This is a genomic window from Marinospirillum sp., assembly GCF_014859565.1.
In genome coordinates, this window is the sequence record NZ_JACUUA010000121.1 from 1 (window position 1) to 10,840 (window position 10,840).

General features: G+C 53.0%; 11 protein-coding genes and 1 tRNA gene. 5 read left to right on the plus strand and 7 right to left on the minus strand.

Annotated features, from left to right (window positions below; all coding sequences use genetic code 11):
• From IBX50_RS13395 to dsbG, 4 genes are all read right to left on the minus strand, one after another.
• Positions 1-2,514, minus strand: coding sequence for an N-6 DNA methylase (locus tag IBX50_RS13395; protein WP_292256610.1), 2,514 nt, complete (start codon positions 2,512-2,514; stop codon positions 1-3).
• Positions 2,515-2,655: 141 nt separating this feature from the next.
• Positions 2,656-2,732: transfer RNA gene (locus IBX50_RS13400), tRNA-Arg, on the minus strand.
• Between the two features lie 35 nt (positions 2,733-2,767).
• On the minus strand, positions 2,768-3,583 hold the full coding sequence (locus tag IBX50_RS13405) for a TlpA disulfide reductase family protein (RefSeq protein WP_292256612.1): 816 nt from the start codon (positions 3,581-3,583) through the stop codon (positions 2,768-2,770).
• A 17-nt stretch (positions 3,584-3,600) separates the two neighbouring features.
• On the minus strand, positions 3,601-4,452 hold the full coding sequence (gene dsbG / locus IBX50_RS13410; RefSeq protein WP_292256614.1) for a thiol:disulfide interchange protein DsbG: 852 nt from the start codon (positions 4,450-4,452) through the stop codon (positions 3,601-3,603).
• Positions 4,453-4,455: 3 nt separating this feature from the next.
• Between dsbG and IBX50_RS13415 the strand changes: the two genes are divergently transcribed.
• Complete coding sequence (locus IBX50_RS13415; RefSeq protein ID WP_292256616.1) at positions 4,456-4,797, plus strand: hypothetical protein; 342 nt, start codon at positions 4,456-4,458, stop codon at positions 4,795-4,797.
• 6 nt (positions 4,798-4,803) lie between these two features.
• Here IBX50_RS13415 and IBX50_RS13420 read toward each other — a convergent pair whose 3' ends face one another.
• Complete coding sequence (locus IBX50_RS13420) at positions 4,804-5,166, minus strand: SCP2 sterol-binding domain-containing protein (protein WP_292256618.1); 363 nt, start codon at positions 5,164-5,166, stop codon at positions 4,804-4,806.
• A 78-nt stretch (positions 5,167-5,244) separates the two neighbouring features.
• Positions 5,245-6,426 (minus strand): FAD-dependent oxidoreductase, encoded by a 1,182-nt coding sequence (locus tag IBX50_RS13425; RefSeq protein ID WP_292256620.1) that lies wholly within the window; start codon positions 6,424-6,426, stop codon positions 5,245-5,247.
• Between the two features lie 92 nt (positions 6,427-6,518).
• Here IBX50_RS13425 and IBX50_RS13430 point away from each other — a divergent pair, with 92 nt between their 5' ends.
• From IBX50_RS13430 to phoR, 4 genes are all read left to right on the plus strand, one after another.
• Positions 6,519-7,064 carry a chorismate lyase gene (locus tag IBX50_RS13430; RefSeq protein ID WP_292256621.1) on the plus strand — a complete coding sequence of 182 codons (546 nt, stop codon included), beginning with the start codon at positions 6,519-6,521 and terminating at the stop codon, positions 7,062-7,064.
• Entirely contained in the window at positions 7,048-7,944 is an 897-nt protein-coding gene (gene ubiA / locus IBX50_RS13435; protein WP_292256623.1) for a 4-hydroxybenzoate octaprenyltransferase, read from the plus strand. The genes IBX50_RS13430 and ubiA overlap by 17 nt, the downstream gene beginning before the upstream one ends.
• A gap of 91 nt (positions 7,945-8,035) precedes the next feature.
• Positions 8,036-8,725, plus strand: coding sequence for a phosphate regulon transcriptional regulator PhoB (phoB, locus tag IBX50_RS13440; RefSeq protein ID WP_292256625.1), 690 nt, complete (start codon positions 8,036-8,038; stop codon positions 8,723-8,725).
• A 7-nt stretch (positions 8,726-8,732) separates the two neighbouring features.
• Complete coding sequence (gene phoR / locus IBX50_RS13445; RefSeq protein ID WP_292256627.1) at positions 8,733-10,031, plus strand: phosphate regulon sensor histidine kinase PhoR; 1,299 nt, start codon at positions 8,733-8,735, stop codon at positions 10,029-10,031.
• Here phoR and IBX50_RS13450 read toward each other — a convergent pair.
• Positions 10,017-10,840: response regulator (locus IBX50_RS13450; RefSeq protein WP_292256629.1), on the minus strand; the 824-nt coding region annotated here is incomplete at its 5' end. The genes phoR and IBX50_RS13450 overlap by 15 nt on opposite strands.

Below are 10,840 nucleotides of genomic sequence, written 5' to 3' on the forward strand. Positions count from 1 at the left end.
TCAAACATACCCCAGCCCCTTCAAATACCCAGCCAACTGCTTCGCCGCCTGATCCCGTTCCTTTTCAATCTCCGTCAGTGTCACCTGATACTTATCCCACCAGTTCTCAAAAGCGGCTATCACCTGTTGCCGCTGGGCGCTGATATACCGCTCAACAATGGCGTGCATATCCTGTTGCAGGGTTTTGAGCAGCAGCTCGCTGGCTTGTTTTTTGTCCAGGGCATCCACACGGCTGTTCAATTCCTCTGGCAAGGCGGCCTGCTTGTCTTTCAGCTTTTTGGCGTTGGCGGTGCGTTCTTTTTTCCAGGCTTTAATCTGCGCTTCCAGCTTGGCCAGGTCTTCGGCGCTCAGGGGTTCTTGGTCGCTATCGCCCTCTTCCTCATCACCATCGCTGGTTTTGGGCAGCTGTTCCTCTGCGGCTTTAATCTGGCTATCCAGCTCGGCCTTGCGGTTTTCCAATTTTTCCAGCTCGCTCAGGCTGCCATCCAGCAGCAACTTCACCAGCTTGTGCTCCAGGGGGTCGTCCTTGTGATTTTTGTCTTCCATCGCGGTGATAATGCTGGTACGCCAGGCATCCACCACACCACGACTATCACGCGCCATCAGGGTTAAGAAGTCGTATTTTTGCTGATGCCAGAAGCCTGCAATCATGCCGCTGATCTGAAAATCATCCAGCAGCCCGATGGGTTTGAGGCTTTTGCTGAAGCTGTTGAGCAGCTCTTGACGCAGGCTTGCATACTGGCGGTTCTCAGCCAGGGCGGTAATGTTTTGGCTATGTTTTTGCCACCAGGCGTTAAAGGCGGTTCGCAAGGCTTGTTCCTTGTTCAGCAGCCCTGCATTCTGCTCAATGGCGGGTTTGATGTTTGTCTTTTGGCTCAGTGCATCTTTAAACAACTGGTAGCCGGGGTCGTTGGGTTTGGGTTGCAAAAGATCACCAGGATTTAATCCCTGCGCCTGGAACAGGGGGCGTTTGGCTTGAATTTCCGCTTCGGGAATTCCTCCCACCAGATGGGCGTGAACATCTTGAGGCTCCGGCGGCGGGGCGTTGTCGGCATAGCGGCGGATATTCAGGTTGTAGCCATTCTTGCGCAGGGTGTCGGTGCTTACGATGCAGGCAAAGCCAGGGATCTCCTGCTCTTCCCCCACGGTAAAGGCTTCATAGACGGTAGCGATTTTTTCGATGTGTTCGGGCATCAAGTAATTTTGTGCCCGGCCTTCAAAGAATTCCCGGTCAGCATTGATAAACAGAGTTTTACCCTGGTTGTTTGGGTGCTTGCTGCTGACTTGCTGCGCTCCTTCACTGACGCGTTGGCGCAGTATCAGAATGCAGGCCGGTATACCGGTGCCATAGAAGAGGTTGGGCGGCAGGCCGATCACGGCTTCCAGCAGGTCGTCTTCGATGATGCCTTTACGAATTTTCTGTTCATCACCACCGCGAAATAACACACCATGCGGCAGTACGGTAGCGACGATGCCACCCTCAGCACAAACCGCCAGCATGTGTTGCAGAAACATCAGGTCGGCTTTTTTACTGCCCAGTGGAACCTCGCCATAACGAAAGCGCTCACTACGGAACAGCGGTTGGTAGACGGGTTGGCCGCTTTGGTCTTCATCCTTGCTGCCAAAGTTAATGGAAAACGGTGGATTGGTGAGGATGCGATCAAAGCGTTGCAGTTCACCATCTATAACATGGCGGGGTTTTTCCAGGGTGTCGTCATTTTCGAGGCTGGCGGTGGTGATGCCGTGCAGCAGCATATTCATTTTGGCAATCGACCACACGGTGCCGGAGGCCTCCTGACCGTAACAGTCCAGCCGGTAGCCTTCACCGCCGTGTTCGTCGATCCACTCCTTGGCAGCAATCAGCATACCGCCAGAGCCGCAGCAGGGGTCATAAACACGGTGATGCTGTTCAGGCTTGAGCAGGCGTACCATCATGCGTACTACTGAACGAGGTGTATAAAATTCACCGCCTTTTTTACCGGCGGAGTCGGCAAAATCACCAATCAGGTATTCGTAGGCGGCACCCAGCAGATCCGGGAACTCAAAATCACTATTACGCAAACGGTGCTGATTGAAGTGGTTGATCAATCCGCGCAGCTTGAGGTCGGGTAACTTGCTCTGACCCACCTTGCGGTTGAAATCGATATGCTCCAATACATCCTGCAGGCTGGTGTTGCCCTGTTCCAAACCACCCAGGGCCGTGTTGAGGGCATCACCGACATTCTTGTGGGCTTCCCTGACCAGATAGCTCCAGCGGGAGTGCTCAGGAACATAGAAGGATTTTTTGTACCACAACCGATGCTCGGCAATTTCTGTCGCCTCGGCCACGGATTTGCCTTTGGCTATATGGTCGGCAATCACCAGCTCGCGGCGCTCTTCAAAGACATCTGAGCAGCGCTTCAGGAAGAGCATACCGAAGATGTATTCCTTGAATTCAGAGGCATCCATCTTACCGCGCAGAATGTCAGCGGCGTTAAAAAGGTGGCGTTCGAGTTGACTGAGGGTTAGAGGCATTGCATGTCCTGGTGGATACTGGTTTGTAGCAGGTTATGGGCTCGCCCGGGAATTGAAAGTACGATTTTAACCATGACTGCACTCCTCTTTCATTACAAGAGTGCAGGGAGACTTGGCTTAGAGAAAAGCATCGAAAAGCAATGGCGCGCTCGGCGGGATTCGAACCCACGACCCCTGCCTTCGGAGGGCAGTACTCTATCCAGCTGAGCTACGAGCGCATTTTTGAGAGGCAGGAATTGTAGGTGCCTTACCTTTAATTGTCCAGAGCGGATGCCTGGCGACGGATAAACTGTTCGATCTGGGCACGGCTGATTTCACCGAAGTGGCGATCCACCATCCGGCTATCTGCAGAATAAAACAGGGTGGCAGGCAGGCCGGGGGCGGCAAAGTGGTTCATGGCATTTTGTTCCGGGTCGATCAATGGCAGGCTGAACTCCAGCTGTTGATCGGTGAGGTAACGCTCCACTGCCAGCAGGCTTTCGCCCTGGTTGATCAGCAGGATCTGTACCCTTGGGTCGCCTTCAAAATCCATCAGCATGGGCATTTCACGGCGGCAGGGTGGGCACCAGGTCGCCCAGAGGTTAATCACCAGCGGGCGACCATCGGCCAGTTCATTCAGGCGTAGCTCCTGCCCATCCAGATTAAAAACCCGTAATTCTGGCAGGCTGTCACCCTTACCTTGCGGAGCAGGCAGTAAAGCCAGTACCAGCAGGCTAAGAATGGCTGTTGTGGCAAAGATACTTGCACCCACACGTCTTAATGCGGCATGCCGCTGCAAGTACACCAGTGTAAAAATCAGTCCACCCAGCAATGCGCCCCACCAGCTGTAACCGGGTTGCCAGAAGTAGAGCAGTGTCCAGGGTTCACTCAGGTAGGCAGCTGGTGCACCAAAGGCATAAATCATGCGGGCACTTAGAGCAGCAACCAGGGCAGTGATCCAACCCCAGCGAGCCAGACCGGGGTAGCGTTTATCCAGTAATTCAGTGCTGAGCAGCAGCAGGATAAGTGCAACCAGCCCCGGCAGGCGGCTGAAGGGCAGCAATAACGGGCCGAGGGTGAGTGCTTCCATGAAAAATCAGTCCTTTCTCAACGGAAACGCATCAGCACAGGTTCCGGGTGTTCCTGTGCAGGCAGGCCGGTGATTTCCGGCAGACGCGGCAGGCGCAGCATACCTGTGTGGGTTTGCATTTCACCTTCGGCATCCTGCCACACCCAGCCGGGTGTGCCGTTAATACCCATGGATTGCATCAAATCCATGTTGGCCTGTAGTTGTTCTCGCGTTCTGGCATCCGGCGCTTTATCCAGTTCCGGCAGCGGTTGACCGAAGGTCTCCATGTTCTTCTGCAGCAGCACTGCCTGTTGTTCCGGTGCGGCACTCAGCAGGGCTGCTGCACGATTACGGCTATCGGGTTTGATGTAAGCAACAGGAATCCAGCGGACTTCCAGCCCTTGCAGGCGATAAGGCTGCAGTGCCAGCCAGGCCAGATGGCAGAAGGGGCAGTTGGGATCAAAGAACATGTAGATGGTTTTGCTGTCGCCCTGTTCCTGCTGGCTGGTTTCAGTGATGTAGTGGCTGTTTTGCAGGTCATCCCAGCCGGGTTTTGGCAGCCAGGTGTTCTGGTGCTCTTGGGTCAAGTCCTTGCCTTGTGCATCCAGCAGTACACCATTCAGCAGAAACTCACCGTCCAGAGTGGTGTAAACCACCAGATCACGTCCTTCAAAATTAACCACCCAGCCTTTCAGCGAAGCGCCGACAGGAAATTCGCGTACAATATTCAGCCCTTGGTTTTGCAAGTGCTGTATCGGTTCGGGTAGTTGCATTACCGATGTCTGTTCGACCTGCTGGAGTGAGCTGCCTGGTGTATTGGCCTGCAGGGAAAAACTGCTCAGCAGTGTAATGCCCAGTGCCGCTGAACACAGAAACCGAAAAGAAAACATGGGGTGGGATATCCTCTAACTGACTGGAACCGGATCAATCAAAGCCGTAAGGGTAGCCAGTTTGATCTGGGCTGTCATCCTTTAACCAAACTGGAGCTGGATATGCTGAAAGATCCCTTGCGCTTCTGGGCTGTTGTTTCCCAGGCTGTTGGATTCACGCTGATTGTGGTGCTGGAAACCTGGCTGGGGCGTGCTCAGGCGGGTTATTGGCAAATCCGTGTGCTGCTGGTGATGCTGGCTATAGCACTGGTGATTGCTGTTTTGCGCCGTTATCAACAGCGCCGTGCCATGCAGCTGGCAGCCAAACGCCGCCAGTTGTTGCAGGATGAAGAGGCCGATGATTAACGGAGGTTAAACCTTCAGGTGTTTCATCAGGCTTTGCAGGTGAAAGAGTTGTTTGTAATCTCCTTCTACCTTGACCTGGCCTTCCTGTATCGCCCGCATGAAGGCATTTTTATCCTTGCTGGTCAGGGTGCTCCAGGCATCTGCCGGGCTGTTGAATACCAGTTTCAGATCGGCTGTAGCTGAGTCGGTAGCCTGAATGCTGATACCGGTCGCTTGCAGAGAAAAAGTGCGAGCCAGCTTCTGGTCACTGGTTTTGATCACAAAACACAGGGACTGCTTTTGCAGCTCCTCAAGAAACGCCTGATCCTTGCGCCAGGCACGCTTCAACAATAATCCGAGCATCCAGAGTAAAAATTTCAGTTTCAGCATGGTGGTTCAATCCAGTTGGCAAAAGAAGCGCCCAGAATAAAACACTTGTTTTAATAAGTCAGCTCAACTTTTAATCCATCAGCTTAACAGGGGTGGCATTTCACGGGTTAAGCGGGCTTTTTGTCTGACTGCTTTACCTGCCAGTGCAAACCCCAGTAGTTGATCTGTTTCACCTTCCGCCCGCTGACCATAAAATTCTGCCAGCACACTGTCTTCTTCTATTTCATAACACCATTCGCCCCTGCATCCTTGGGGTGGTGGTGCTGCAACCACCGGGCAACGGGTAGTTTTAATCAGCACTGGCAAGGCATCCAGTTGCAGATGGGCGTTGTTATCCCCGTGCAGTACCGCAGCCAGAACCCGTGCCGAAGCCATCAAGGGTTGTACATACATCAGGTTTTGTCCGTTTATTTCGGCACAGTCGCCCAGTGCATACACATTACTTGCACTGGTTTGCAGCTGACGATTCACACAGATCCCCCGCCCGGTGGTAATACCTGCATCGGCGGCCAGTTTAATGCGTGGGCGTAATCCGGTCGCCGCTAGGATCAAGGATGCCTGCAGGGTTTGCTGTTGATCCGTGTACAGCTGCCAGTGACCGGCTGAGCCGGTGATTCTGGTAATGCTGGTGTTTTTGTGCAGGATCAATCCTTGTTGCTGCAAAGCAGTTTCTAATAATTTGGCAGCAGGGGGTGGGATCAAACCCTGTAATAGGTGTTCACCACGGGCAATCAGGGTGACGGGATAACCGGCATTTAACAAATCTTGTGCCATCTCCACGCCCACTAGTCCACCACCGAGCAGGGTGATGGGTTGCTGCTGCAGTTGCTGACGGAAGCGACGGTAATCATCCAAATCATTAATGGTCAGCAGTGCACCGTCGGGTGCTGGAAGGCTTAAAGGAGGAAGCAGGGCTTCAGCGCCGGTAGCCAAAACCAGTTGTGCATAACTTAAAGTTTGGCTGCCCAGCTGTAACTCATGGCGGTTGGTATCCAATCCAGTGACTTGAGTAAGAGTGTGGATTTGCAGCTGTAATTTTTCCGCCTGCTGCTCAGCACTGGCGCTCACCAGTTGCTCAGGGGACAGTTTTTTTGCCAGCGCGGTGGATAGCAGCGGTTTGGAATACACCTCGCCACCGTCCTGAGTCAGCAGATGAATGGGGCGCATATCACCCAGTTTGCGTAGCTCTGTGACCAGCTGGTATCCGGCCATACCGGAGCCGACAATAATCAGTGGAGCATCTTGTTGTACGGAAGGCATGTGGCAGTCCTTGTGTTAGAATCCCGAGCCATTATAAACCGCTGAAAGCCGATTGGGTTTTTATGAATTTGACTGCTCAGGTGTCACAGCAGATGCACCTGCACAAACCGCCACAATGGCGGGATGCTGCTCATTTGACAGGTGCTCCGGCAGGTGCCTGGCGCAGCTGGTTACAAGAACAAGGATCACTGACACTACGCCTTAAAAGCCATGCAAAACAGAGCTTTAATGTTCGGGTGTTGTCAGAGGGTATCACCGGAGTGCAGCAGTCGGAGCGCGACTGGCTGGGCTGCAGCCATCAGCGTATCTGGGTGCGCCAGGTATTGCTGGAAGTCGACGGACAACCCTGGGTTTTTGCTCGCTCCTTATTACCACTGGATGATCGCGGTATTTTGCGCCGTCGGGTGACTCAGGTGGGGAGTCAAGCGCTAGGGCATGTGTTGTTCAGTGATCCATTAATCCAACGGGGTGCCTTGAGGTTTTGTGCACCGGGGCAACTGCCACTGGCAAGCCTGTGGGGGCGTGCCTCAATTTTTTACGGGCAACAATTACGATTGCTGGTGGCCGAACATTTTTTACAGCCCATGGCGGATCAACTGGGTTTAGCGGGGAAACAGCGGTATGACATCAACACCTGAACCTGTAACACACAACCTGCCCTGGCATCAGCGTCTGCCCGCTTTTATCCGGCTGATGCGGCTGGATCGCCCGATTGGCACCTGGTTGTTGTTATGGCCAACCCTCTGGGCTTTATGGTTTGCGGCAAGCGGTGTTCCTGATCTGCGGGTGTTGATCATTTTTGTACTGGGTGTGATCCTGATGCGTGCCGCCGGTTGTGTGATCAACGATTATGCCGATCGCCATCTGGATGGTCATGTGGCACGTACCTGCAAACGCCCGCTGGCTACTGGGGAAGTCACCGCACGGGAAGCTTTGGTTTTATTCGCGCTGTTATGCCTGGCCGCACTGGTGCTGGTGCTGTTCACCAATCGGTTAACACTCTTGCTGACCCCCTTTGCGCTGCTGCTGGCAGCCAGTTACCCCTTTATGAAGCGTTACACCCACCTGCCACAAGTGGTGCTGGGTGCCGCTTTTTCCTGGGCGATTCCTATGGCTTTTGCGGCTCAGGCAAACAGCCTGCCAGCTGCGCTCTGGTTAGTGTTTGCAGCCAATCTGGTGTGGACAGTGGCTTATGACACAGCTTATGCGATGGAAGATCGTGAAGATGACTTAAAAATCGGCATCAAATCCACCGCCGTGTTGTTTGGGCAGTATGATCGCCTGATGATTGGTCTGTTGCAGCTGCTGACACTGGTGTTGTTGGTGGCCGCAGGTATGGCTTTTGGTCGTGGTGTGATCTTTTATTGTGGGCTGGTTGTGATGGCTGGCTTTTTTGTCTGGCAGCAATGGCTGATTCGTGATCGGCAGCGTGGGCCTTGCCTGCGGGCGTTTCTGAATAACCACTATGCAGGAATGCTGCTATTTATTGCACTGGTATTGGACTATCTAAGCGTTTGAGCTGGTTTGAGTGGCGCTGTCATCATCCTGTCATTTATTCTGGTTGTAATACGGATGAAACACATATACAAGTGTAAGACAGGAATCCGTTATGACTAGCAAAACCGTACTCATCGTTGATGATGAAGCACCGATCCGTGAAATGATCGCCGTGGCACTGGAAATGGCAGATTATCATTGCCTGGAAGCTGAAGATGCACAGCAGGCACACTCTCTGGTGGTGGATCAACAGCCGGATCTGATACTGCTGGACTGGATGATGCCCGGCACCAGCGGTATTGAATTTGCACGTCGTCTGAAACGGGATCCAGTCACTGCAGAAACCCCCATTATCATGCTGACCGCCCGCAGCGAGGAAGATAATAAAATCCTTGGACTGGAAGCGGGTGCGGATGATTACATTACCAAACCCTTTTCACCGCGTGAACTGGTTGCCCGTCTTAAAGCGGTGTTGCGTCGTGCCACCCCGGCAGGTGTAGAAGAAATGGTAGAGGTGAATGGCCTGCGTCTGGATCCAATCAGCCACCGTGTGACCTCCAATGATCAACCACTGGAAGTAGGCCCTACCGAATTCCGTCTGCTGCAGTTTTTTATGACCCATCAAGAGCGAGCTTACACACGCAGCCAGCTACTCGATCAAGTCTGGGGTGGTAATGTGTATGTAGAGGAGCGCACCGTTGATGTGCATATCCGTCGTTTACGCAAAGCACTGGGGCCGGAACACGAACAGTTGGTACAGACCGTTCGGGGTACGGGATACCGTTTTTCCACCAGGACCTGAGCCACCCGTGAAACAACTAGTCCACAGGGAGTTACGTCGCCTGCTGTTGCTGCTGGTGCTTGGTGCATTGGCGGGCTGGGTACTGGGATATCCACTGGTTGGCGCCCTGCTGGGTAGCCTTTATTTTTCTCTGATTCATATCCGCCAGCTCTGGCGTTTACACAACTGGCTGCAGAAACCTCAGGCAGAACCGCCGGAAACAAAGGGCCTATGGGGCGAAATTTTTGATGCCATTTATCACTATCAGCGTCAACAACTGAAAAGCCAGTTCCGTCTGAAACAGACGCTGGATCGTATTCAGGAGTCGAGCCAGGCGTTAAAAGATGGCGTAGTGATGATCGACAGTAAAGGGGATCTGGAGTGGTGGAACAAAGCCGCTGAAGATTTGATTGGTTTGCGCAGCCCCAGTGACCGAGGGCATCCAATTACTCACCTGCTGCGTGAGCCTCGTTTTGTTGAGTATTTTGACAAACAGCGCTACACCGAGCCGTTGATTATACCTTCCCCGATTGCTGAAGGGCGTACGCTGGAATATCAGGTCACTCTGTTTGGTGAAAACGAACGTTTGATGTTGATCCGCGACTTTACCCGGATGCAGCGACTTGAGCGGATGCGACAGGATTTTATTGCCAACGTCTCGCACGAATTACGCACACCCCTGACAGTTTTATCCGGTTTTCTGGAAACTTTCAGTGACCATGCAGATCAACTGCCCCAGAAATGGCTGCGTGGGCTGACCTTAATGCGTCAGCAGTCTGCCCGCATGGAGCATCTGGTTGAGGATCTGCTGACCCTGTCGCGGCTGGAAACCAGTGATTTTGAGCCAGAAGTTGAGCCGATAGCTGTCCAGGAGTTACTGAAAAGCATTCGGAATGATGCACTGGCCTTATCGGGTAATAAACATCAAATTTTGCTGGAAGCCGATGACCATCTGAAGGTGTATGGTTCAGAAAAAGAACTGCGTAGTGCTTTTTCCAATCTGGTATTTAATGCGGTGAAATACACACCAGCAAGCACCGAAATACGTCTGCGTTGGTATCATGATCATACCGGTGCACATCTGGATGTGGTGGATCAGGGTGTCGGGATTGATCCGCAACACCTACCGCGCTTGACTGAGCGTTTTTACCGGGTGGATCAGGGGCGCTCAAGCAATACCGGAGGTACAGGTCTTGGGCTGGCTATAGTCAAACACGTGATGCTACGTCATCGCGGTCGGCTGGGTATTGCTAGCCAGTTAGGTGAGGGTAGTTGTTTCACCTGTCACTTCCCGCTATCCAGAATTAATATTTCAACCGATCAGTGACAAAAACTTTCTGAACTGAGCCATGGTCTCCTGATCCTGCGAAAGCAGTAGCAGTTTGATGATGGCGTTTTCGCTTTCAGGCTTGCGCTCTGCCAGCTGCAGGCTGGAAATAAAACCGGTAACAGTAACTTTAATGCTGTTTTCTTCTGATCCGGCAGCCAATGCCAGTGTAACTTCCGCAGCAAGGGTTGGCAGACTCTGAGAGCATTTGCAGACCAGCACTGCCTCCTGCAAGTTAATCTCTCGCACCATGACGGCAGAGCGGCGCTCACCCCAGCTCAGCAGTCCCTTGCAGCGCGGTGGCTGGCGCGGGGGTTTTCTGGCTGTTACCGCTGGTGCAGCAGCACCAGCCAGTAATTCTGCTCCTCCAGCAGCACGCACCCGATCCTTACGACCCATATTGGCAATGTCTGCCTGGCTGATGCAGCCGGATTTAACCAGTTGCTTGAGAACCTTGCCAATCAGCTGTTCAGCATTGTAGGGCTTGGCAATATAGTCATTCACACCGGCCTGGAGCGCTTCTACCACACGCTCTTTTTTATCCAGGCTAGTGACCATGATAAAAGGCAACACTTTCAGGTTGTCTTGGGCACGAGTCCATTCCAGTAGTTCGATACCGGTCATCTCAGGCATTTCCCAGTCACACAGCACCAGATCAAAACTGTGCTGTTGCAGGATGGCCTGAGCTTTGCGGCCATCTGTTGCCTCCATGGTGTCGACTTCAGGGTATTCTGATTTCAGGGTCTTCTGCGCCAGGTCACGCATGAACTTGGCATCATCAACAATCAATATGCGAATTTTTTTCATAA

Coding starts and splice junctions, on each gene's coding strand:
- IBX50_RS13395 (WP_292256610.1), bottom strand. CDS start 2,514: ATGCCTCTAACCCTCAGTCAACTCGAACGCCACCTTTTTAACGCCGCT.
- IBX50_RS13405 (WP_292256612.1), bottom strand. CDS start 3,583: ATGGAAGCACTCACCCTCGGCCCGTTATTGCTGCCCTTCAGCCGCCTG.
- dsbG (WP_292256614.1), bottom strand. CDS start 4,452: ATGTTTTCTTTTCGGTTTCTGTGTTCAGCGGCACTGGGCATTACACTG.
- IBX50_RS13420 (WP_292256618.1), bottom strand. CDS start 5,166: ATGCTGAAACTGAAATTTTTACTCTGGATGCTCGGATTATTGTTGAAG.
- IBX50_RS13425 (WP_292256620.1), bottom strand. CDS start 6,426: ATGCCTTCCGTACAACAAGATGCTCCACTGATTATTGTCGGCTCCGGT.
- IBX50_RS13430 (WP_292256621.1), top strand. CDS start 6,519: ATGCACCTGCACAAACCGCCACAATGGCGGGATGCTGCTCATTTGACA.
- ubiA (WP_292256623.1), top strand. CDS start 7,048: ATGACATCAACACCTGAACCTGTAACACACAACCTGCCCTGGCATCAG.
- phoB (WP_292256625.1), top strand. CDS start 8,036: ATGACTAGCAAAACCGTACTCATCGTTGATGATGAAGCACCGATCCGT.